Below are 22,012 nucleotides of genomic sequence, written 5' to 3' on the forward strand. Positions count from 1 at the left end.
CCACGCTGCAGTGCACAATGAAGCGGTTTGCTTACAGACACCTCGCTCGCGCCATACCATTTGGTAATGTCGATAGAGACGCTCGAAGGATGGCGTCTCTATCGCGCCGCAGCAGCGGTAGGCGGACCGTCGACCCTCAGTGGGCCATGGCCGCCTTGGACGGCTCCCTGCTAGTTCTTTGCGCCAGCTTTCCCAGCATCAGGTAGATGACCGGCGTTGTGAACAGCGTCAGTATCTGCGACACGATTAGGCCACCGACAATGGCGATGCCAAGCGGTACTCGAAGTTCCGAGCCCGGACCGTTCCCAATCGCCAGTGGTAATGCACCGAGGAGCGCCGCAAGGGTAGTCATCATGATCGGCCGGAAGCGCAGCAGGCAAGCTTGGCGGATCGCCTCTGCCGGGCTCATCCCTTGATGCCGCTCGGCTTCCAGCGCGAAGTCGATCATCATGATGGCGTTCTTCTTGACGATACCGATCAGGAGGATGATGCCGATCATGCCCATGATAGAAAGGTCCTGGCCGAACAATTTTAGGGCAAGCAGCGCGCCGAGACCGGCGGACGGCAGTGTCGATATGATCGTGAGCGGGTGGATCGCGCTTTCGTAGAGCACGCCGAGAACGATATAGACGGCGATGACGGCGGCCAAGATCAGATAGGGCTCGCTTGCCATGGAGTCCTGGAAAGCCTGCGCCGTTCCCTGGAACGTACCGATCACGGTAACGGGCATTCCGACGGACACCTCCGCCGCGTGGATGGACGTCACGGCATCACTTAGCGCGAAGCCCGGCTTTAAATTGAACGACAGCGTCGTGGCGGGCATCGATCCCTGGTGATTGACCGATACGGGCGTGACGCCATTTCTCAATGTCCCGAGAATGCTCAAGGGAATGAGCTTGTCGGTCGTCGACGAGCGGACGTAGAGATGGCTGAGCGCCTCCGTCGTCAGGGCAAAGCGTGGGTCGACCTCCATGACGACGTGATACTGGCTGACTTGGGTAAACAGGGTGGCAACCTGCCGCTGGCCGAAGGCGTCGTAGAGCGTGTTGTCGATGGTTTCGGCATCGACGCCAAGCCGCGAGGCCGTGGTGCGGTCGATGTCGAGCGTCACGCTGGTCGCCGCCGTCTGCTTGTCGGAGATGACGTCCTGCAATTCCGGCAGGGCGGCCATCGTCTTGCCCATGACCGCCGCCCATTTGTCGAGTTCGGCTGCGTCCGGGTCCTGCAACGTATACTGATACTGCGAGGCCGAGGACCGCCCGCCGACCTGGATGTCCTGACGCACCTGCATGCCGATCGTTAGGCCCTCGAGATTGGCGGTCGCCTTCTTCAGCCGCGCCATCACGTCGGCGGCCGGGCTTCGTGTGCCAAACTGCTTGAGGTCGATCTGCACCTGACCGACGGCGGCCGACGGGCTCGGATTGATCCAGTAGGCAACGTTCTCGACGGCCGGATCAACGGTGATGATCTTGCCGAGTGCCTGCATATTCTTAGACATCGCCTCGAAGGAAATGTCGGTGGCCGCCTGCGCCTGCGCCTGGATGTAGCCGGTGTCCTGCTGCGGCAAAAAGCCCTTGGGCATCGACGTATACAGCCAGAGCGTCGCGGCAAGCGTTGCGAATGCCACGAACAGGGTGGGCAGGCGATGGCGGAGCACGATGTCCAGGCAATGTCCGTATCCCCGCGTGCAGGCGTCCAAGAAGCGCTCCGACCACAGATAGAGCCTGCCATGCGTCTGCTGGTGATCGTGCCTGATCAGCCAGACGCACAGCATCGGCGTCACCGTCAGCGACACCAGACCAGACACCAGGATGGCGACGCTGACAGTGACGGCGAACTCCCGGAAAAGCCGGCCAACGATACCGCCCATCAGCAGGATCGGAATGAACACCGCGATCAGCGAGATGGTCATCGAGATGATGGTGAAATTGACCTCCCTCGCGCCTTCGATCGCCGCCTGCAGCTTGGACTTTCCCTGCTCCAGATGCCGGACGATATTTTCGATCACGACGATCGCGTCATCGACGACGAAGCCGACGGCGATGGTCAGCCCCATCAGCGACAGGTTGTCGAGGCTGTAGCCCAGCAGGTACATGACCGCGAAAGTGCCGACCAGTGACAGCGGAATCGTCACGGCGGGAATGACGGTCGCCCAGACATTGCGCAGGAAGGCGAAGATGACCATCACTACGAGGCCGATGGTGATCAGCATGGTCATCTGCACGTCGGAGACGGAGGAGGTGATGATCTGGGTGCGGTCGCCGACGACGGAAAGCGTGATGCCCGCAGGCAGCGCCGCTTGAAGCGCCGAAAGCCGGTCCTTGATGGCCTGCGTCGTGCTGAGAATGTTGGACCCGGCCATCTTGTGGATGTCGAGCATGACCGAGCGGCGGTCCTGCAGCCAGGCCGCCTGGTGCGTGTCCACTGGCCCGGTGATCACCGTTCCAAGATCCTTGACATAGATCGGGGCGCCGTTGCGGTAGGCGACCACCATCGATTGATAGGCCGGGACGTCGACAATCTGGTCAGTGGCGTCAAGAACCGTTGTGCGACCGTCGCCGGACACAGATCCCTTCGGCGCGTTCAGGGTCTGCGTTCCAACGATCGTGCGAACGTCCTCAAGCGTCAGCCCACGCGACGCGAGCTTGTCCGGATCGAGACGAAGGCGGATCGAAGGGCGCTGCGGCCCGTGATAGTCGACAAGCCCAACGCCGCTCATCTGCGATATTTGCTGCGCGATGATGTCTTCGGCGTAGTGATCAAGTTCCGTCAGCGGTAGCCGGTCAGATGTCAGCGCCAAGGTCAGGAAGGTTACTTCCGCAGGGTTGGTTTTGTGGAATGTCGGTGCGCTTGGTAGATCCTTCGGCAGCTGGCCGCTGGCGGCGCTGATCGCCGCCTGCACGTCCTGGGCGGCACTGGTCAGGTCGCGGTTGAGATCGAACTGCATGGTGATGCTGGTGCGGCCGGACGAACTCGTCGAGGTCATCTGCGACACGCCGGAGACGGTCGAGAGCTGGTTTTCCAGCGGGGTAGCAACAGACGTTGCCATCGTATCGGCGCTAGCCCCCGGCAATGTCGCTGATATCTCGATCGTCGGAAAATCGACTTGCGGCAGCGAGGCGACGGGCAGTTTCGAATAGGCGACAGAGCCTAACAAAATCATGCCGAGCGCCAGCAGGCACGTACCGACGCGGCGGCGAATAAAGACCTCGGAAATGCTCATTGAGCGATCTCCCCGGCGCTGGCGACCTTTTGCGGAACCGCTAACTTCGGTGCGATCTTCGTTCCGTCCGTGAGCCTCGATTGGCCGGAAATGACAACTTTGTCCCCAGGTGCCGCGCCGGAGAGCAAGCTCGTCATGCCGTCGACCACCGGTCCGGTCTTGACCGATGACGTGGCCACGGTTTGATCCGGCTTCATGACGAAAACATAGGGTCCGGTCTGGCCGTTCTGGATGGCCGCCGATGGCACGACCGTCTGGTTCTTTTCCGTTCTCAGCACAATCCGCGCAGTCACCAGTTCGCCCGGCCACAGGGCAAGATTGCCGTTGGCAAACTCGGCCTTGAGTTTGATCATGCCGGTCGTGGTGTCGACCTGGCTGTCGATCACCGAAAGTCTGCCGTCCCCCAGATGCTTGGAGCCATCGCGGCTGTCGACGGAAACCGCCAGAACGCCTTCGGACTGGCCATCGACTAAGGCCGGGACCTCGTCCTGCGGCAGCGTGAACTCGACCACAATCGGATGCATCTGGGTGATCGTCACGATGCCGGCCGTATCGCTGCTGTGGACGATTGCCCCCTGTTCGGCGGTTCGCAGACCCGCACGCCCGGAGATCGGCGCGGTGACCGTGGCAAAGCTGAGGTTCAGCTTGGCGATATCCACCGCCGCCTGATCGCCATCGACCGTCGCCTGGAGGACCGCGACCTGGGCCGTGGCCAGATCGGCGGCTTGGGTCGTGCCGCCGCCCGAGGTGGTCAGGCGCCTGGCCCTCGCCTCGTCAAGCTTGTTGCTGGCGAGCTGGGCCATGTCCTTCTGCAGGCTCGCCTGCGCCTGCGCCAGGGCGGCGTCATAGGGGCGCGGATCGATCTGGGCAATGGCATCGCCGGCATGGACGGTCTGGCCCTCGGAAAACAGCACCTTTTGCAGCTGCCCATCGATACGCACCTTGACGTCGACGGCGGTCAGCGGCGTCACCACGCCGAGGCCGGACCGCTCGATGGGCAGGTCCTGCGTCGTCACGGACGCGGTGTCCACCGGTATCGCTGCGGCAGCGGCCTTGGGCGATTGTGCCGACACGCTCTTCTGTGCCGGCCAGAAGACCGAAACGGCGGTTCCGGCAACCAGCAGGAATGCGAGGCTGCCAAGGATGGCCCTGTCCCGCGGGCGGCGCGGGTTTGTGTCAACGGCGGGTTTCGTCGGAATTGCATCATGATTCATGGGGCGCTCGCTCAACTGGACTTGGCGATACGGATTGGTGCATCGCAGCATCACAGTGCGGGCCGGCGCATGGACGGCAAATCGCGCGAAGATGAAAAAAAGTTTAAGGAGCCGCTGTCTTGCCGGCAGGCTGCGCCCTCTCCGGCCCCGTGGCCAGCCGGTAACCGACACCCGGTATCGTTCGGATCAAGTCGAAGGCATGGCCATGGTCGATCTTGCGGCGGAGCCGATGGATGTGCATGTCGATGATGTTGCCGCGCGGCTCGAAGGCATAGTCCCAGGCCGCCTCCAGCAGCATGGAACGGGTGACGACCGCATTGGCATGCCGCATCAGCGTCTGTAGAAGCAGACATTCGCGAAACTGCAGCGAGATAGCCCCTCCGGCCCGCATAGCGATCCGCTGCTGGATATCGAGGGTGAGATCGCCGGCCATCAGCACCGCCCCGTGCGCGGCACCGTCATGCCGCCGCGCGATGGACTGCAGCCGCGCCATCAGCTCGCCGAAGGCATAAGGCTTGGCGAGGTAGTCGTCGCAGCCGGCGCGAAGACCTTCCACCCGATCGAGCGGATTGCCGAGCGCGCTCAGCATCAGGATCGGCACCGGGTTTTGCTGACAGCGAAGGGCCAGGACCAGATCGATGCCGCTCATCTTCGGCAGCAGGCGGTCGACGATCAACGCGTCATAGATGTCTTCGCTGGCGAGTGCCAGGCCGAGTTCGCCATCCGCGGCGCGGTCGATGACGATTCCGGCCTCCGACAAACCCCGTACAAGGTAGTGAGCGGTCTTATCATCGTCCTCTACGACTAGCACCCGCATGGCATCCCAACCGTTAGATTAAAAAATTTTCACGTTTGGGCGAAACCCGATTAGTCTTCGCACATATAAGGTCGCACAGCAATCTGACCATATGCCATCCGTATAAGGCTTGCTCCTTGGAGAAAATGTGTCGAGAATCTTGGTGATCGAGGACGATGTGAAGACCGCTGCCGAGATCGAAGCGGCTTTGGTCGACAATGGCTGCGAGGTCGCCTGTTCGCACGACGGACGCGAGGGACTGGTGAAAGCCGTCTCTGAAAATTTTGATGCCATCGTCCTGGACCGAATGTTGCCGGGCAGCCCGGACGGCTTGGGATTGCTGGCGACCCTGAGGACGGCGGGTGTTCAGACACCCGTGTTGATCCTCAGTGCGCTATCGGCAGTCGACGAACGCATCCGGGGGTTGAAGGCGGGCGGCGACGACTATCTGACAAAGCCCTTCGAGGCGCTCGAACTGACCGCGAGGATCGATGTCCTCGTCCGCCGCCGCTACAGCGTCGCCCAGGCAACCGTGCTGAAGGTCGGCGATCTCGAAGTCGACCTTCTGAACCATGTTGTCAGGCGGGCGGGACGATTGCTCGATCTGCTGCCAAGGGAGATGAAGCTGCTGCAATATCTGATGCGCCATTCGGGCCAGGTCGTCACCCGGACCATGCTGTTCGAGGAGGTCTGGAATTATCGCTACGACGAGCCCACCAACGTCATCGACGTCCATATCAGCAAATTGCGCAAGAAAGTCGACCTGGCGGGCCTGCCGCCGATGATCAGGACGATGCGCGGATCAGGATATGTGCTCGATGCGGCTGTTTGACCTCCTCCGCACAACCAGCTTCCGATTAGCGCTGACATTCCTTGTCTTGTTCAGTATTGCGGCGACGAGTCTGTTTGTCTTTGTCGCCTGGCAAACCTCCGACTTCATCGCGCAAAGGACGGATGAGTGGCTGCTACGGGAGGTGTCCGGGCTGCAGGATGTGCCGCCGGATGTCATCCGGACAAGACTGGTCGCGCGTCTAGCGAACGGCCTCAGTCTCGAGCGCTCCTTTGCACTGTTCGACGAGAACGGAAAACTGCTGGCCGGCAGCGACATACCCCTGCCCCCCAACGCGGCGGCCGCGACGACACCGTTCGACTTCAAGGTTCGCGTCGGCGACCGTCGTCTGCCGTTTCGCGGGGTGGTCCGGCGGCTTAGAAACGGCGAGCAACTGCTGATTGCTCAAGGCGTCGCCGAACAGCACGAATTCAACGAATTGCTTGCGAACGCCATGTTGCTTGGCGCTGTGGTAACAGCGGTCTTGGGATTGTTCGGAGCGGCCTTCGTCGGAGCAGGCTCAATCCGACGCATAGAGGGCATCACCCGCAGCGCCCGGATGATCATGAATGGTGATCTGGCGCAGCGCTTGCCGACAGGCCGAGCCGGTGGCGATATCGACCGGTTGGCTGCGGTCGTTAACGACATGCTGGAGGAGATCGAGCATCTCATGCATGAGGTCAAAGGCGTCTGCGACAATATCGCCCATGACATGCGCACGCCGTTGACCCGCATGCTGGCTGGCCTGGAACGGGCACGCCGGCGCGCCGTGACCGTCGAGGACTACGGACGATATGTAGACGAGGCCGTGGTCGAGCTGCAGGGCATTTTAAAGACATTCAGCGCACTGTTGCGAATTTCGGAAGTCGAGGACGGGATACGGCGGTCCGGGTTTCTTCCCGTCGATCTGGCGGCGATCGCACAGGACGCAATGGAGTTCTACGAGCCTTTCGCCGAGGAACGCGATGTCGCGCTTTCCTACCGCAATCATCTCGGATCAGCCGTCACTCTGTCGGGTGATTCCAATCTGCTGTTCGAGGCCATTGGCAACCTGATCGACAATGCCATCAAGTTCACCCCGGCTGGCGGACGGGCGACGGTCACACTCGAGAAGATCGATGGTGCGATCCGTCTGATCGTCGAAGACACCGGATGCGGAATTCCGCCCACCGAAGCGGAAGCCGTTTTGCGCCGCTTCCACCGAGCCGAGCCGAGCCGACATACGCCCGGCAACGGTCTGGGCCTCAGCCTTGTATCGGCTATAGCCCGGCTGCATGGCATGGCACTGGGAATAGAGCAGCCCGCCCAGGGAAGCCGAATCGTGCTCGTGATACCAATGCTGACTCCAAAGCTCATTGATGCGCGGTTTGCTTACTAGCTAGCGTCGATGTTCCAAAATGGAGGAAGATCGACTTTAAATTGACGCTTTCTGCTCCATGTCAGCCTCGGAAGCGTATCGGGCCGTCATATAGACCACGATGAGCACGATCACCGCGAGGAACAGCAGGCTGGTGTAGATCGTTCCCAGCCCAAGTCCGCCATACTCCATAGGCTGAGACAGATAGTCCCCCAACGATGCGCCAAGCGGTCTGGTGAGGATGTAGGCGAGCCAGAACGCGACGACGGCGTCGAGCTTCAGATACCGGTAGGCAAGGCCAATAGCGCCAATGATCACGCCGAACAGAATTCCCGTCGTCACATAGCCAAGGCCCATCACCTCGGCGATCCAATCGCCGACGGCCGTACCAAGTGCAAAGGTGAAAAGGATAGCCAACCAGTAGAAGATCTCCCGCCTGTCAGTCGAGATCGAATGGATCGAAAGCGTGCCCTCCCGCACCCTCCAGACAACAAACGTCAGGGCTAAGGCGATGGTGAACCCGATCACCGTCGCAAACAGGGGGATGCCCAAATTGTCGACGAGGTTGTCAGTGACCAAAGTCCCGACAATGCTGATCATCACCACCGCCGTCCAGTATACGTATGGAATATAGCGCTTCTGGGCGTACTGGATCTGCAAGCCGACGAAGAGAAGACCAGCCATGATCAGCGTCGTCACAGTCAAGCCCAGCCCAAGGTTGACGGCGAGATAGTCGGCGGCCGTTTCACCCATCGTCACGGCCATCAACTTGATGAGCCAGAAATCGACGGTGACGCGCGGGACACGGTTAAGCGCTTCCGCCGGGCCCATGAGGGTAAGTGTTTTCATGACGTCTCTCCTGGCCGCTGCGTTCGTCACTTGCCCATGATCTTCATGGCTTCCGACAGAAACTTGTCGGACCGGGTGTCATCGTCCGCATTGCAACGCTCGACGGCCTTTGCCTCAAGATCGTCGACCTTCGTCTTGTCGGCATCGCTCAGTTTTGCGGAGGCCTTGGTCGCCCGCATGTCCTTCAGCATTTCCTCGCAGGGCACCGAAGCGGCGTGGGTAGGAATGGCAAGAGCAACGAAGCCGGCCAGGGCAACGACATTAAAAAGGGAAGCGGCAATTAATGTTCTCATGTGAATAGCTCCGAATGACCGACTTGGCGGTGATTGATCTTCCGCACGATGCGATTTCTGATCGGCGGCAGATCAAGCTATACTGGGTTGCGCATACGACCTTCTGTCCGCCACAATACGGTTTCGTAAGGCAAACCAGAGGCGTATCTTACGAATCTGTAAGGTGCGGCTAAGGTTGGTGACACAATACTGCGATACCAAAGCGCGCAACCCCGGATTCCGTCTGAAGCGAAGGACGTCAACAGCCCATGCATATTCTCGTCGTCGAGGACGACTCCAAGACGGCGCAATATATTTCCAAGGGTTTTCTGGAGATGGGGCATGTCTGCGACATCATCGCCGATGGACGAGATGCGCTTTTTCAAGCAACGCGTAACCCTTACGATGTGATGATCGTCGACCGGATGATTCCGGGGCTGGACGGCCTGTCGATGGTCCGGGCGGTTCGCGCCGCGCAGGTGAAAACGCCGGCAATTTTCTTGACGTCGGTCGGAGGGGTCGACGACCGGGTCGAGGGACTGGAGGCCGGCGGCGACGACTACCTGACCAAGCCATTCGCATTCTCCGAGTTGTTGGCGCGCGTTAACGCGCTTGCCCGCCGCCCGCCGATCCAGCAGGAGAAAACTGTCCTTCGCGTCGCCGACCTCGAAATCGATCTCGTCCGCAGGCTCGTCACCCGTCAGGGCCAGGTGATCGAGCTGCAGCCGCGCGAGTTCACTTTGCTCGAGGTACTGACGCGCGGCGAAGGCCGGGTTCTGACGCGCACCATGTTGCTGGAGCGGGTCTGGGACTTTCATTTCGACCCGAAGACCAGCGTCGTCGAAACCCATATCAGCCGGCTTCGCGCCAAGATCGACAAACCCTTCGAGGTCCAGCTTCTGCACACGGTCCGCAACACGGGCTATTGCCTTCATGCGCCGCGCTAGGCTGTTGCGCAGCACGCCGTTTAGGCTGGCGCTGACCTTCGGCATCCTTGTTATTACGGCCTTTCTGATCGCCGGCGCGGTGACCTACGAACTGCTAAGGCGGGAATTGTCGCGCGCTTTGGACATGTCGATCCGGGAAACCTATTCCGTTGTCGCCTCGACTTACGTCGCCAACGATCTCGAGGACCTGACGGCAGCGGTCGGCACCTATGCCAGCCTTAGCCGCTCGAACAATCGCATTTTTCTCCTGCTCGATCCCGATGGCAGAAGGGTGGCGGGAAATATTCCGGCCGCCCGTTTCCAGGAGGGCTTTTCCACCGTTCTTGCCACAGACGTCGGAATGGCAAGCGGTGGCCAATTCCGGAGTTTCGCCGGAAATGTCGGACCCAATCATCTGATCATCGGGCAGAGCTATGCCGAGACGAACCATCTCGAACGGATCGCCCTCGTGAGTTTCGCCTGGGCTTCTGTCGCCATCGTCGCCTTGGCCGTGGCCGGTGGCGCGTGGCTCGCGGGTCGCGCGCAACGCCGTCTCGATGGCATCGAACGGACAATGGTCGAGGTCTCCGGCGGCAACCTAACCGACCGCATACCGCTACGCGGAAATGGCGATGATATCGATGTCGTCGCCACGCACATGAACCACGCGCTCGATCGCCTCTCCGGCCTCGTCGAAGGCATGCGGCAGGTGAGCACCGATATCGCCCATGACCTCAAGACCCCGCTGAACCGCCTGAAGATGACCGTCGAACAGGCAATACTGCAAAGCGAGAGTGGACAAGAGACATTGGCCCTGTTGCTCGAGGCGCGTGCCGAAGCCGATCATATCAACGCCACCTTCGAAGCCCTGCTGCGTGTCTCACAAATCGAAGCTGGCGCACGCAAGACGCGCTTTAAACGCGTCGACCTATCGGGCATTTTAGCCTCCATCGCGGAGATCTATGGCGACGTCGCGATCGACAATGGGCAGTCGATACAATTCGAGCCGAGTTCGAGCCCGTCGCAGTGGGTGCTGGGTGATCCTGAATTGCTGACCCAGATGTTCGTCAATATTGTTGAAAACGCCATCACCCATTGTCCGGCGGGCACCGTCATATCGATAAGGTCGGGCAGGGATGGTGAAAGTCCGCGGGCTGTCGTCGCGGACAACGGCCCAGGGATTCCACCAGAAGAACGGGCCCTGGTTTTCCGGCGTCTCTATCGGCTGGACAAAAGCCGGACGACACCGGGCAGCGGGCTGGGCTTGAGCCTCGTGAAGGCGATCGCAGAACTCCATGGTGCAATAGTTCTGTTACAAGACAATCAACCGGGACTGTCCGCCGTCGTGCAATTCTCCCTGTCTGACGTTCATGCGGCTGTCAACACCGAAAGCGTCTTTTGACTGGCACTGGCTTGACCTCCTGCGGGTCCGCGCCGCGCCGCGACATCGACTTCAATACCCACCGGCGGATAGTTCAGTCTTCGATCTCTTTCTGGTCAACGACGAATAGACGACAAGCGCACAAATTAGGATCGCCAGAACCAGGCTGACGGGACCGGTTCCCCAATTCAAGCCTCCGCGGGCGGCATTCACGCCCATCCAGTCCGCGAACGAGGCACCCAGAGGCCGGGTGACGACATAAGCGAACCAGAAGGTCGCAATTTCTGAAAAGCCAAGTTTCCAATAGGCAATCGCAGGAAGCGCGAACACGACGGCAAACAGAATGCCGGATTGCAAATAGCCGAGCCCCATGTTTGTCGCGGTCAGATCGCCGGCCGCAGTTCCGAGTGCAAAGGTGGTCGAGACGGTCGCCCAATAGAAGAGTTCGCGCCGTGTCGTGTAGACGCTGTGAATCGACAGCGTTCCCTCGGTCCGCTGCCAGATGGCGAAGATCACAGCCAGCGCGACAGCAAAGAACGGTGTCGAGATCGCGTAGGAGATGCCCAGCGCGACGTGCACCACGTCGGCGGCCATTGTCCCGAATACCGAGACCATGACGACCGCCAGCCAGTAGATCCAGGCGATGTAGCGCTTGGCGCGCAATTGAAGCGCCAGCGATGCCACGAAAGCAACGCCGCCAATTCCAACAGCGACCATGGGATCGATTGTGTTGACGAGGTAGTCGGACGTTGTTTCACCCATACCCGTAAGCAGGATCTTGATGATCCAAAAAAGCGCGGTGACCTCAGGGACCTTGGAAGCCCCCGTCTCGAGATACACAATGTTCAGATCGGGCTTGCGGCACAAATCTACCATTTGACGGGACTTCCTGGATCGATGTGGGTGTGGAGATAAATAAAATAAGTTGGAAACGGAGCGGAGCGGATGACGTTTATCCACGCGAACGCGCCAGCGTCAGGCGTTTTGTCACCAGCCAGCACACCAAGACCCAGACGAGGCCACAGCACCAGCCAGCCACCACATCGATCGGATAATGAACACCAAGATACACCCGGCTCGACCCAATGAGGGCGATCATGACAAGCGCCAGAGCGTATCCGCAAGCCCGCAGCCGACTGGAGGACTGGGTGGCGGCAAACAGCAGCGCAAGGGCCAGATAGGTTGCAGATGAATCGGTAGCGTGCCCGCTTGGAAAGCTGAAGCCGCTCGCTGTAACGAGGTGCAATCCGATGTCCGGTCTTGGACGCCCAACAGCAAGCTTGATAATGTTGAAGAGGCACCAGGCACCGATCACCGAAAAAAGCAGAAACACGGCATCTGATCTTTTCCCGACAATGAAGAGATATCCCGCGATGGCTGCAGCGATGATGCCAAGTGCGATACTGCTGCCGAGGTCGGTGATGGCGATGAAGATATGGACGAGTGACGATGGACCCAGCGGCATAGACGTATCGTCCCTGTGGCGGATCGCTAGCAGCACGTCATGATCGAAACGCTCTGTCCAAGCATTCAACACGGCGACCGTCAGCGACACGAACAAAAGAGATCCGATTGCGATGGAAGTCCGGGCGATCCTCAGTGCGGTGCCGGACTTCTCGCGTTGATCAGAAGAGGAAATCATTTCAAGCCCCTGGTGTCGATGCGCAACGACGAACACCGGCGTCGGTTCGCAGGCAGCTCGGGACGCGATGAAAGGCTGTGAAAGAAATCACCCACTGACTGGCTTCGAACTCGGGGGCGCCAGAACCTGTTCCTTGACGCCGAAATGCTTTTCGAGCTTCGTCCAGCTAGAATCCATAGCGTAGGTCGGAGAAACCGTCTGCAAGCCAACATGGCCATAGTAGAAGGAAAGTTGCCGTTCAGCCGTTTCCTCATCGACGCCGGCGATCTGCTGGCTGTAGATAACCGAGACTAGGCCGGTTCGGTCGGCACCGCTGTTGCAATGGACCAGGATCGGCTTGGGGGCCGACCGCATGATCGCAACAAGCCGGTCCGCCTGATCCGGCGACAATTCATGCGATGACGACATGCGGAAATCGATGTGTTGGACGCCTAGACGGTTGGCCTCCGCCAGCTCGCTCCCGTACCATTTTGCAGCCTCGTCCTCACCCCGCAGATTAATGACCGTCTTGATGCCGTTCTTCTGCACGTATTCGGCAAGCTGTTGCGGCGATGGCTGCGCCGACCGATAAAGCTCGCCCGGAATGACAGTATGAAAATTGCCCGTCAGTTGCAGCGCCCAGGCATAGCCGCCGAGTGATGCCGCAACGGCAAGCGCCGAAAGACCGGAAACTGCGAAGGCTTTTTTCAAGCGTTTAGAAAAAAACTTCATTGGTAAAGTCCACCATTGACTGTGCTGTCGCTTATGGCGGAGCCTACTGACAGCTACCTGAAAGCACTGGGGAATTGCTTGGGATGGTCCGCATCCACCACCAACATCTTTGCATCGGACTCGGCAATCGCGACTAGCCGTTGGACAGGCGATCAAGTCTGAGACGGTGGCGCTCGTCGGTCAGCCGCGAGAGCGAGAAGAAGACGGTGATGATGATGCTGGCGACCGACGCGGCGCACAGCAGGAACATCAAAAATATCTGCGACTGCGCGGCTGCCATCGGGTCCTGACCGACCAGGATCTGGCCGCTCATGATCCCCGGCAAGGTGATAATACCGGCGCCGGCCATCTGGTTGATGATCGGAATGGCACCCGCATGGACGGCGCGGCGCATGACCGAGGACACCGCCTGCCAACGGGTATAACCGAGCGCAAGTTGCGCTTCGATGGCGTTGCGTTCGGTGGAAATGCTGCCCAACATGCTGTTGAGCGCCACGCTGGCAGCGTTCATCGATGTCCCGAGAATGATGCCGGCGATCGGAATGATGATCCGAGGGGTCGTCCAGTCTTGGCTGCTTGACAGGGTCACGAGAGCAAAGGCCGCGATTGCCGTCGTCGACAGGCTGACCGCCACACCACTGATCAGATAGTGCCAGATCCCGGCGATGCGCCGCTGCTGACGCGAACCGACTTCGAACGCGGCGGCCGCGATCATGGCGATCAGCAGAAGCGCCGTCAAAAGGTGGCTGGCGCTTTGAAACAGGACCCGCAGTACAAATCCGATCATTAGCAATTGCAAGGCGGTGCGCAACGCCGCGATCAGGATCTGCCGATGGATGCCGAGGGACAGGGCCAGCGAGAGACCTGAACTGAGCAGCACCAGCCCACTCGCCAACACCAGTTCCATGGGCCCGAAGGTCATGCCGCTCATCGGCCTGTCCCCATGGTGAAAACGGCCTTGCTGAGTCTTTGCACCTGGTCGGCCGCGTGCGAGACGATGACGATGCCGATATCCTCCGCGATGAGTTCGCGGATCAGTGACTCGACCTGCAGGGTGGAATTGTGATCGAGAGCCGAAGTCGGTTCATCTAGGAGGAGAAACCGTGGCCGCTGTTCGATCGCCCGCAGCAGCGCGAAGCGCTGCCGCTCACCGGTCGACAGTCGGTCGGGCGCTGCATCAAACAGAGCCTGTGAAAGACCCAGATGCTCGGCACCGCCTCTATTGCCTTGTGTATCGCGAAAATGCGCCCCGATCGTCGGTGCCCACCAGCCGGGCTCCGATCCACTGTAGCGTATCAACCGACGCCATTGCGGTGCGGGCATGGCGGTGCATTCCTGGCCATCGAGCCAGCAGGACCCCGCATGGGGCAGCAGATCGGCCATCATTCGCAGAAGCAAGGATTTCCCCGATCCGGAAGGACCGGCCACAGCCAGACATTCTCCACTTGCAACCGAAATGCTGAAAGGGCCGATGTCACCGGATTGCAGGCCTGTGGTCTTCAATATCGATGGCAAGGACGAACCGTTCCGCTGGATTACCAGCTTTGTTTCCTGGATGGGGTGAAAAGACAATGGCCGTCGCATCGGTTTCGAATGAGGCAGTCCCCAGACGAACGACGCTAGCCAACCGTCAATAGGCCAATCATTCCGATCACTCCAACGATAATCCGCCACCACGCGAACGGCGCAAATCCGCGCGTCGACACGAAATTTAGCAGTGATCGCACCACCAGCAGGCCGGAGACGAAGGCAGCGACGAAGCCGACGACGATCAGTAGCCCGTCATCGGCGCTGAGATCGTGCCGGCTCTTGAATAGGTCGAGGGCGAAGGCCCCGACCATGGTCGGCATCGCCAGAAAGAAAGAGAATTCGGCTGCCGACCGCTTATCTCCGCCAAGCAACAGCGCGCCGACGATCGTCGCCCCTGACCGTGATGTGCCCGGTATCATGGCCAAGCACTGGAAGAAGCCGATGCAGACCGCCATTGGCCAGGAATAGTCCATGGCATCGCGATAAAGAGGTTTGAATGCGAATTTGTCGACCGCCAGCAGAACGAAGCCGCCGAGAACGAGCACGATGCAAACCAGCATCGGCGTCTCGAAAAGCACAGCCTTGATATAGTCGTGGGCTACAGCGCCGATCACCGCCGCCGGCAGGAACGCAAACAGAATGGCGAGCACGAAGTGACGCGCGCGTCTGTCCGTCGGCAGGGCCTTTGCAATGCCCACCAGGCGCTGGAAATAGACGAGCAGGATTGCCAAGATCGCGCCGAGTTGAATGAGCACGTCGAAGGTCGCGGCAGACTTGAAGCCCATGAAATGGCCGAGAAGTATCAGGTGCCCGGTGGAAGAAACGGGAATGAATTCGGTCAGACCCTCGACCAGGCCGAGGATCAACGCCATTGCGATCTGTTCAATCATGAATTCAGCCTTGCGTGCGTGATCTTGGAAGGAATGAACGGCCGGATGCGGAGCTGGTCACCGAGCGGACGTGCAGCGGATGGAGAGGCCCGCGTCACCAATATCGAAAGAGGACTTCGCCGCGTCGTCGTCTCGCAAACCTAGCTGACAGGAGCCTTAACGAGCCGGTTTCAGGTGGATGTCAGCATGCCGGTGCATCTTGACTGCCGAAGCTGGAGCCGAATAAGTGCCCGTACTGTTAGTGGAAGACAATTTCATAATCGGCAACGCGCTCCGCGACCATATCGCTGCGGATGGCTGGTCCGTCGATTGGTCGGTCGACCTGCGTTCCGCAATTTTCGCGACTGATCACCGATCCTACACGCTGATCCTTCTGGACCTGCATTTGCCCGATGGCAGCGGGCTTGAGCTCCTGCGGCGCCTGAATGAGCGTTTGTCAATGCCACCGGTGATCATCCTGTCAGCCTACGATCAACTCTCTGACAGGCTCGAAGGAATTAAACTCGGCGCAGCGGACTATCTCGTGAAGCCGTTCGATTTGATGGAGATGATTGCCCGTATCGACCGCGTGATGGGCAGGCCGGTCTATGTCCAGCGCGCTGCCCGCTCAGCCTGATTTGCCAGCGACACGACCGAAGGCAACAAGACGCTTCGGGCATTTATGCCGACAATGTAATGAAGGAAGGGGATGCCTCCCGCCAAGTGGATCAGTTGGAGCAGCAGTTGGTAAAGGCCGAAACGCGGCGGGAGGCTATGACAATAAAAAGCCCGATAGACGGTGTAGTTCAGACCTCGGCCATCACGACCATCGGTCAGGTCGTTTCGGCCGGTACCGAGCTGATGCGGGTGGTGCCTAAGGGCGCCGCCTTGGAGATCGAAGCCTACATCCCCAACAGCGATATCGGCTTTGTCTCGGTTGGGCAGGAAGCTGTGATCAAGGTTGAGGCGTTTCCCTTCACTCGCTACGGGATCATCAGCGGTCATGTGACCGAGGTCGGAACTGATGCTATCCCCGAACCCGATGCGCAAGCGCTGGAAGGGCAACCCGCAAAAGAGCTTCAAAGCCTGATCCCAATAGGTAATGTCCAGCGGGTTCAAAACCTCGTATTTCCTGTGACGATCAGACCAGATGTTTCGACCATCAACGTTGATGGAAAGACCTTGCCGCTGTCGTCGGGCATGGCCACGACGGTCGAGATCAAGACTGGAAAACGACGAATTCTGGAATATTTGTTTTCGCCACTCGCCGCAATCACATCTGAGGCAATGCAGGAGCGGTGAGTCTGTTGACGCTATCAAAGCTGTTCAGCATCGAGGATCTGAATGAATTCGCTCGCCGGGAATTTCGAGCGACGGTGGGGGATAACTCATATCGTTCCCTTTACAACGTTCGAGCACATTGAACAGATATGAACGTTGTATACATCGGCACGAGGTTAGCTAAAAGCTTGAAAAGCTGAAAATTTGATTTGGGGAAAGCAAGTCGCAGCCGTCTATCTATTCGAATTAAGTCTTTGAACCGAAGGTCATGTGATCGAGTGCGGTCTTCTGTGAGGCCTGTAGATACGGCGTTTACAGAAGCCGCTGGCCGGTATGGTGATCTGCGGGTCGGGTCCAAATCTGAATCCCGAGCTCTTCTGCTCATGATTCAAGGCTGGTTTTCCCGATCCAGATCTTTTCGATCATTTGCCCATTCGGGTCGTCGCCTTCTCACACCCCTTTTTCCGACATTAGGTTACCTGCAACACCTTCATCATGTTGCTGGCGCCTGTGCCGGAACTCGATAATCCTCATGTTTTGTCAGCAATGCCTAGACCGTGCGCGCCATCTTGTTGGCCAGTGCGATCGCGACCAACATTCGGGGCTTTCGCGCGAGCATGCGCGCCAACCACGATCCTTCCGGTTTGGATTTCCGGCCCAGCCAGCTCAGGCGTGTCATTGCCCCAATAATCAGCAGCCTGCGGATATCAGACTGCCCAGACTTGGAAATGCGTCCCAGTCGTTGTTTGCCGCCCGACGAGAACTGACGTGGCACAAGGCCGAGCCATGCGGCGAAGTCACGGCCACGCCGGAAGTTCTCCATTTGCGGGGCAAAGGCTTCGATCGCCAAGGCTGTCAAAGGGCCAACGCCAGGAATGGTCTGCAAGCGCCGCGCCGTGTCAGCTTCAGCCGAAGAAGCTATCGACCCCAGTGAGGGCATCTTGCAAGGATACGCCCTCGGCCTCGATGTTTTTTTCGGTAATGCCGGTCAGTTTGGTGAAGAACGGATCGATGGCATACCTGTTGCCAAACCTGTTGACTGGCTGGACATATGCCTTGTATGTCCCCAAAATCGGAAATTCACCTTGAAGCGCTAGCCTGACCGCCCCGATCTGCGCGATCACGGGATCCGGATCGTGGGCTGCACACCAACACCGACGTTGAGACCCTTCCAAGCAAAGAAGTTCGCAGTCAAATATGATCGCCGTTTTCATACGTCACCGTTTCTCTGCGTTGACGAGTGCTTCTCATTACGAGAAAGATAACTGCACTTTCGGATATAGGACAAGCCCTATAGCATTCCCATGAACCCGCCCGATTTACAGATTCATTGCGGCGCCAACGCTGCCGAGGGTTGTCCACGAGATTAAGCCGGTCACTAGAGCGGTATATCCGCTCACGGCTACATCGGACGCCCATCGCCGGATGGAGGCCGGTGGCTTGTCGGGAAGGCAGTTCTGGCTGGTTTTCATGAAAGAGGCACGCATACGGACCTATCAACTACCCTTGATGTAAGACGAACACATGCCGCCGCAAAACCTCCCGGCATGCCGCACCCCGACCGACTTGACGATCTTTCGTCTATCTTGTTCATTCGGGGAATGTTCAAAGCCGCAAATGCTGTCCAGATCAGAGTTTCTATCGATGAGATCGAACCAGACGTCTGGCGCCGGCTGGTCCTGCCGGTCCAATGGACCCTAGAGCATCTGCATCTTGGAATTCAGGCTGCATTCAACTGGTGGAACTATCATCTCTATGAGTTCCGGATCGGTGGTCTGCGGTATGGGGAAGTCGAGACCCTGACGGAGGATGCCACCGACGACGATCCTCGGGTCTTCGATCAGAGAGAGGTCCGTTTGCTGGACTTCGAGCAAGGTTCCGTGTTCAGCTACCATTATGATTTCGGGGACGACTGGCAGCACACTGTCGTGGTTGAAGAGTTCTTGACGCTCACTGCTACGCCGAAGCACGGGAGCTGTGTCGCAGGCGCAAGGGCGCGACCACCGGAGGATGTCGGCGGCGTGTCGGGATATGAGCGGTTCCTGGAGATCATCGCCGACCGGGAAGACCCGGAGTATGATGAAACCATCCGTTGGTGCGGTGGCTACTTCGATCCGGAATGGTTTGACCTTTCGACTGCCGACAAGGATCTGCGCAATGCGTTGCGCTCCAACGTGAAACGGCGCTTGTATCAACCGAAGCCGAAGTCTGTCCCAAAGAAATGAGTTAGCTGGGTGCGAGGCGGCGGTCCTGATGGAATACGTATTCTCGCCAACTCCGCCAGGCAACGACAGCCTGTCCCTCTGTAGTAAGACCTTCGGGCACCGACTGCTGCGTCCTTTAGGACGACGGTTCAAGCGTTCTGACTTCGATGACCAACGCCTTTTAACGCCGGAGAGTTTAGAAGCGTCAACGATACTGCTCGGTGGGTTGTCGGCGGCTGATTCTCGCTGTGGCATTGCGCCAACGTCTCAATCCATGTTGCGATATCACCCGGAATGGCGACTTCTCCCGACTCCAGCGCCTCGATCCAGGCAAGGTCGCAATGCAGCGAGTTTACCAAATCAATCGATGTCCAGCGGATGAGGTTCAGGCATTCTCTGAAACGGTCGGGCGTCATGTTGACCACTCCTAGTCCTCAAAGTTCGAACGACTCTGTTGTGCCATTATACCCTCATTGCCGAGCCTCGAGCGGGAGCCGCTCGCGTCTATCCTGAGACGCGAGATTTCTAGCCCGCGCGGCGTTTTCCATGATCTTCGCAAATTCACCCAACGGCACGTGATCAGCACGAAGCATGAGCCGGATCACCGGATCATGGAGAACTTCCGACATCGTCAAATCATCGTGGCACATGCGATCACCCTCTTTTTTGTGAGGTTGATAGCGCTGGTCTGTGACGCCAACATGATGAGAGCGAGGCTAGATTTGGGCCTGCCTTGACAGCGCGGCCGGCCATGGAAATCCGGAATGCATCGAGAGCAGGTGCCGCCCGCGATCTGTTGCAACTTTGCCGCATCTCAAAGATTAGCCAAAAATCTAGCCGAGTTCGACTTGGCCTGCGTCCCCAATCGATCTAGGATTGGCAATCATCAACACGGTTCTAGGGAGTTTTCGATGGCTAATTTTCACAACTCCCGAGCAGCTTACGCGAAGTTCGCCTGAAGCCTGCAGCGTTTTTTCGACGCGATAGAACCTGATTGGCTGGTGCCACCCTCCCGTCGATCATTCCTCACAAAACCGTTTCGCGCGTTTCTGCGCGGACATCCTTTTCCCTGTGAAGGAGCCGGCGTGAGCCGGATATATCAATGGCTTTTGGTATCAAATCCCGCCGCAGCGGGGCTTTTCGCAGCGTCTTCCGTTTTTGCTGGGCTCATTGGAAGCATCAGCCGGGCCGTGCGCTTTTCATGTTGTTTACTGTCATGCTCTCGACGCTTGCGGATGTGCTGACACCTCTGTTCTCCGGTCGGCTGGTCGATGCCGTGGTATCCGGGCAGGCGAGCGATGCCACAACATGGAGCAATGCCATCAACGCCTTTTGTTGGCTGATGGGACTGTCGATCGGCGCCGTCATGCTACGGCATGCGACGTTCACTGCCATTATAGGCTTCACCCTGAAGTCGATGTCTGAGATTGCCGCGGACTCTTTCGCCCATATCCAGCGGTTTTCGAGCGAATGGCATGCCAACAGCTTCGCCGGCTCTACCGTGCGCAAGGTGACGCGCGGCATGTGGGCGCTTGACGTCCTCAATGACACCGTCTTCGTAGCGCTATTCCCGTCGCTGGTGATGCTCATCGGCTCAACGATCCTGATGACTTGGTACTGGCCGATGATGGGAGTGCTGGTCGGCGCCGGTTCAGTCCTCTTTATTGTGTTCACTGCGGTGATGGCATTGCGCTATGTCGCGCCGATGGCCAGCATGGCCAACAGTTGGGATACGCGTCTTGGAGGCGCGCTCGCCGACGCGGTGACGTGTAATGCGGTGGTTAAAGCCTTTGGTGCCGAAAGCCGTGAAGACGAGCGCCTCTCCCTCGTCACTCGCAAGTGGCAAGATCGAACACGACGGACCTGGACGCGGGGCACCCTGAACGGCACCTCGCAGAATGCGCTGCTTAGCCTGTTGCGTGGGTGCGTGCTGGGCCTTGCCCTCTGGCTCTGGGCCAATGGCAAGGCCAATGCCGGCGACATCACCTTCGTCCTGACCGCGTTTTTCATCCTACAGGGCTACCTGCGCGAAATCGGCATGCATATCCGTAACCTCCAGCGCTCGGTCAACGACATGGAGGAGCTTGTCACCATCCATGCCCAGCCCTTGGGGGTGGAAGACATTCGCGGGGCACCTGCGCTCCACGTGAAAGCTGGCTTGATCACCTTCGATCGTGTCACCTTCCACTATGGCAACCACCATGCGCCACTCTACAAGGACTTTTCGGTCACTATCAAGCCCGGCGAGCGGGTGGGCCTTGTCGGCCATTCCGGCTCGGGAAAGACCACCTTCATCAAGCTGATCCAGCGCCTGCATGATATCAACGGTGGGATAATCTCGATCGACGGGCAGGATATTTCCAAGGTGGCTCAGACCTCTCTTCGCCGCCAGATCGCCATTGTCCAGCAGGAACCCATCCTGTTTCACCGCTCGCTGGCGGAGAATATCGCCTACGCAAGACCAACCGCTACGCAAGCAGAAATCAGAACGGCCGCGCGGCTCGCCAGCGCCCATGACTTCATAGAGGCGTTGCCAAAGGGCTATTCGACACTTGTCGGCGAACGTGGCATCAAACTTTCCGGTGGCGAACGGCAACGCATCGCCATCGCCCGGGCATTCTTGGCCGACGCGCCCATCCTGATCCTCGACGAGGCGACCTCCAGTCTCGATTCAGAGTCGGAGATGCTCATCCAGGAGGCAATGGAGAAGCTAATGGAGGGCCGTACAACACTCGTCGTCGCTCACCGGCTGTCGACAGTGCGGGCGCTTGATCGGCTGCTGGTCTTCGAACGGGGACATATCGCCGAGGAAGGCACCCATGCTAGCTTGATCCGGCGCAAGAGGGGGATCTATCGCGGGCTGTTCGAGCGCCAAGCGTTGGAGCTGACGAAGGGCATAGAGAGCGAAGGGCTGATCGGATGACAAGA

At 59.0% G+C, this 22,012-nt stretch carries 20 protein-coding genes and 2 pseudogenes; 8 read left to right on the forward strand and 14 right to left on the reverse strand.

Features of this window, described 5'->3' with window-relative positions:
* Positions 1-136: 136 nt before the first annotated feature.
* The 3 genes from EQW76_RS25905 to EQW76_RS25915 all read right to left on the reverse strand — a co-directional run bounded on the left by EQW76_RS25905 (position 137) and on the right by EQW76_RS25915 (position 5,254).
* The gene (locus EQW76_RS25905) at positions 137-3,223 is read right to left on the reverse strand and encodes an efflux RND transporter permease subunit (protein WP_142832123.1); all 3,087 of its coding nucleotides are present in this window, start codon (positions 3,221-3,223) and stop codon (positions 137-139) included.
* Positions 3,220-4,437 carry an efflux RND transporter periplasmic adaptor subunit gene (locus EQW76_RS25910; protein ID WP_142832125.1) on the reverse strand — a complete coding sequence of 406 codons (1,218 nt, stop codon included), beginning with the start codon at positions 4,435-4,437 and terminating at the stop codon, positions 3,220-3,222. Before EQW76_RS25910 ends, EQW76_RS25905 begins: the two co-directional genes overlap by 4 nt.
* 103 nt (positions 4,438-4,540) lie before the next feature.
* The gene (locus EQW76_RS25915; protein WP_142832127.1) at positions 4,541-5,254 is read right to left on the reverse strand and encodes a response regulator transcription factor; all 714 of its coding nucleotides are present in this window, start codon (positions 5,252-5,254) and stop codon (positions 4,541-4,543) included.
* Between the two features lie 127 nt (positions 5,255-5,381).
* Between EQW76_RS25915 and EQW76_RS25920 the strand changes: the two genes are divergently transcribed.
* Positions 5,382-6,065, forward strand: a complete 684-nt coding sequence (locus EQW76_RS25920) for a response regulator transcription factor (protein WP_142832129.1) — start codon at positions 5,382-5,384, stop codon at positions 6,063-6,065.
* On the forward strand, positions 6,052-7,440 hold the full coding sequence (locus EQW76_RS25925; RefSeq protein ID WP_142832130.1) for an ATP-binding protein: 1,389 nt from the start codon (positions 6,052-6,054) through the stop codon (positions 7,438-7,440). Before EQW76_RS25920 ends, EQW76_RS25925 begins: the two co-directional genes overlap by 14 nt.
* Before the next feature lie 36 nt (positions 7,441-7,476).
* Here EQW76_RS25925 and EQW76_RS25930 read toward each other — a convergent pair whose 3' ends face one another.
* Positions 7,477-8,268, reverse strand: coding sequence for a hypothetical protein (locus EQW76_RS25930; protein WP_142832132.1), 792 nt, complete (start codon positions 8,266-8,268; stop codon positions 7,477-7,479).
* A gap of 26 nt (positions 8,269-8,294) precedes the next feature.
* Positions 8,295-8,561 carry a hypothetical protein gene (locus tag EQW76_RS25935; protein ID WP_142832133.1) on the reverse strand — a complete coding sequence of 89 codons (267 nt, stop codon included), beginning with the start codon at positions 8,559-8,561 and terminating at the stop codon, positions 8,295-8,297.
* Between the two features lie 248 nt (positions 8,562-8,809).
* Between EQW76_RS25935 and EQW76_RS25940 the strand changes: the two genes are divergently transcribed.
* Complete coding sequence (locus EQW76_RS25940; RefSeq protein ID WP_142832135.1) at positions 8,810-9,487, forward strand: response regulator transcription factor; 678 nt, start codon at positions 8,810-8,812, stop codon at positions 9,485-9,487.
* The gene (locus tag EQW76_RS25945; protein WP_142832137.1) at positions 9,474-10,868 is read left to right on the forward strand and encodes an ATP-binding protein; all 1,395 of its coding nucleotides are present in this window, start codon (positions 9,474-9,476) and stop codon (positions 10,866-10,868) included. Before EQW76_RS25940 ends, EQW76_RS25945 begins: the two co-directional genes overlap by 14 nt.
* A 51-nt stretch (positions 10,869-10,919) precedes the next feature.
* Here the strand turns inward: EQW76_RS25945 and EQW76_RS25950 are convergent, their stop codons facing one another.
* From EQW76_RS25950 to EQW76_RS25975, 6 genes are all read right to left on the reverse strand, one after another.
* On the reverse strand, positions 10,920-11,723 hold the full coding sequence (locus EQW76_RS25950; protein ID WP_142832139.1) for a hypothetical protein: 804 nt from the start codon (positions 11,721-11,723) through the stop codon (positions 10,920-10,922).
* 76 nt (positions 11,724-11,799) lie between these two features.
* The gene (locus EQW76_RS25955; protein ID WP_142832141.1) at positions 11,800-12,525 is read right to left on the reverse strand and encodes a phosphatase PAP2 family protein; all 726 of its coding nucleotides are present in this window, start codon (positions 12,523-12,525) and stop codon (positions 11,800-11,802) included.
* Between the two features lie 51 nt (positions 12,526-12,576).
* The gene (locus tag EQW76_RS25960; protein WP_142832143.1) at positions 12,577-13,200 is read right to left on the reverse strand and encodes a dual specificity protein phosphatase family protein; all 624 of its coding nucleotides are present in this window, start codon (positions 13,198-13,200) and stop codon (positions 12,577-12,579) included.
* A gap of 133 nt (positions 13,201-13,333) precedes the next feature.
* A complete protein-coding gene (locus EQW76_RS25965) occupies positions 13,334-14,131 on the reverse strand; it encodes an ABC transporter permease (RefSeq protein ID WP_142832144.1) in 798 nt (265 codons plus the stop codon).
* Complete coding sequence (locus tag EQW76_RS25970) at positions 14,128-14,784, reverse strand: ABC transporter ATP-binding protein (protein WP_142832146.1); 657 nt, start codon at positions 14,782-14,784, stop codon at positions 14,128-14,130. The genes EQW76_RS25965 and EQW76_RS25970 overlap by 4 nt, the downstream gene beginning before the upstream one ends.
* Before the next feature lie 35 nt (positions 14,785-14,819).
* A complete protein-coding gene (locus EQW76_RS25975; RefSeq protein ID WP_142832148.1) occupies positions 14,820-15,620 on the reverse strand; it encodes an undecaprenyl-diphosphate phosphatase in 801 nt (266 codons plus the stop codon).
* Positions 15,621-15,846: 226 nt separating this feature from the next.
* Between EQW76_RS25975 and EQW76_RS25980 the strand changes: the two genes are divergently transcribed.
* Entirely contained in the window at positions 15,847-16,236 is a 390-nt protein-coding gene (locus tag EQW76_RS25980) for a response regulator (RefSeq protein ID WP_142832150.1), read from the forward strand.
* 59 nt (positions 16,237-16,295) lie between these two features.
* A complete protein-coding gene (locus EQW76_RS25985; protein WP_142832152.1) occupies positions 16,296-16,901 on the forward strand; it encodes an HlyD family efflux transporter periplasmic adaptor subunit in 606 nt (201 codons plus the stop codon).
* A 529-nt stretch (positions 16,902-17,430) separates the two neighbouring features.
* Here EQW76_RS25985 and EQW76_RS25990 read toward each other — a convergent pair.
* Positions 17,431-17,769: pseudogene (locus EQW76_RS25990) on the reverse strand (transposase); the annotation flags it as partial.
* A 25-nt stretch (positions 17,770-17,794) separates the two neighbouring features.
* Positions 17,795-18,094, reverse strand: a pseudogene (locus EQW76_RS25995) (exonuclease); the annotation flags it as partial.
* A 387-nt stretch (positions 18,095-18,481) separates the two neighbouring features.
* Between EQW76_RS25995 and EQW76_RS26005 the strand changes: the two are divergent.
* Complete coding sequence (locus tag EQW76_RS26005) at positions 18,482-19,105, forward strand: plasmid pRiA4b ORF-3 family protein (RefSeq protein ID WP_143123376.1); 624 nt, start codon at positions 18,482-18,484, stop codon at positions 19,103-19,105.
* 128 nt (positions 19,106-19,233) lie between these two features.
* Here the strand turns inward: EQW76_RS26005 and EQW76_RS26010 are convergent, their stop codons facing one another.
* Positions 19,234-19,500, reverse strand: a complete 267-nt coding sequence (locus EQW76_RS26010) for a hypothetical protein (RefSeq protein ID WP_142832153.1) — start codon at positions 19,498-19,500, stop codon at positions 19,234-19,236.
* A 686-nt stretch (positions 19,501-20,186) separates the two neighbouring features.
* Here EQW76_RS26010 and EQW76_RS26015 point away from each other — a divergent pair.
* A complete protein-coding gene (locus EQW76_RS26015) occupies positions 20,187-22,007 on the forward strand; it encodes an ABC transporter ATP-binding protein (RefSeq protein WP_143123374.1) in 1,821 nt (606 codons plus the stop codon).
* The last annotated feature ends 5 nt before the right edge of the window (positions 22,008-22,012 follow it).

The sequence above is a fragment of the Rhizobium sp. rho-13.1 genome, from assembly GCF_007000305.1.
Lineage (GTDB): Bacteria > Pseudomonadota > Alphaproteobacteria > Rhizobiales > Rhizobiaceae > Rhizobium > Rhizobium rhododendri.

Coding starts and splice junctions, on each gene's coding strand:
- EQW76_RS25905 (WP_142832123.1), bottom strand. CDS start 3,223: ATGAGCATTTCCGAGGTCTTTATTCGCCGCCGCGTCGGTACGTGCCTG.
- EQW76_RS25910 (WP_142832125.1), bottom strand. CDS start 4,437: ATGAATCATGATGCAATTCCGACGAAACCCGCCGTTGACACAAACCCG.
- EQW76_RS25915 (WP_142832127.1), bottom strand. CDS start 5,254: ATGCGGGTGCTAGTCGTAGAGGACGATGATAAGACCGCTCACTACCTT.
- EQW76_RS25925 (WP_142832130.1), top strand. CDS start 6,052: ATGCGGCTGTTTGACCTCCTCCGCACAACCAGCTTCCGATTAGCGCTG.
- EQW76_RS25930 (WP_142832132.1), bottom strand. CDS start 8,268: ATGAAAACACTTACCCTCATGGGCCCGGCGGAAGCGCTTAACCGTGTC.
- EQW76_RS25935 (WP_142832133.1), bottom strand. CDS start 8,561: ATGAGAACATTAATTGCCGCTTCCCTTTTTAATGTCGTTGCCCTGGCC.
- EQW76_RS25940 (WP_142832135.1), top strand. CDS start 8,810: ATGCATATTCTCGTCGTCGAGGACGACTCCAAGACGGCGCAATATATT.
- EQW76_RS25945 (WP_142832137.1), top strand. CDS start 9,474: ATGCGCCGCGCTAGGCTGTTGCGCAGCACGCCGTTTAGGCTGGCGCTG.
- EQW76_RS25950 (WP_142832139.1), bottom strand. CDS start 11,723: ATGGTAGATTTGTGCCGCAAGCCCGATCTGAACATTGTGTATCTCGAG.
- EQW76_RS25960 (WP_142832143.1), bottom strand. CDS start 13,200: ATGAAGTTTTTTTCTAAACGCTTGAAAAAAGCCTTCGCAGTTTCCGGT.
- EQW76_RS25965 (WP_142832144.1), bottom strand. CDS start 14,131: ATGAGCGGCATGACCTTCGGGCCCATGGAACTGGTGTTGGCGAGTGGG.
- EQW76_RS25970 (WP_142832146.1), bottom strand. CDS start 14,784: ATGCGACGGCCATTGTCTTTTCACCCCATCCAGGAAACAAAGCTGGTA.
- EQW76_RS25975 (WP_142832148.1), bottom strand. CDS start 15,620: ATGATTGAACAGATCGCAATGGCGTTGATCCTCGGCCTGGTCGAGGGT.
- EQW76_RS25985 (WP_142832152.1), top strand. CDS start 16,296: ATGAAGGAAGGGGATGCCTCCCGCCAAGTGGATCAGTTGGAGCAGCAG.
- EQW76_RS26005 (WP_143123376.1), top strand. CDS start 18,482: ATGTTCAAAGCCGCAAATGCTGTCCAGATCAGAGTTTCTATCGATGAG.
- EQW76_RS26010 (WP_142832153.1), bottom strand. CDS start 19,500: ATGACGCCCGACCGTTTCAGAGAATGCCTGAACCTCATCCGCTGGACA.
- EQW76_RS26015 (WP_143123374.1), top strand. CDS start 20,187: ATGGCTTTTGGTATCAAATCCCGCCGCAGCGGGGCTTTTCGCAGCGTC.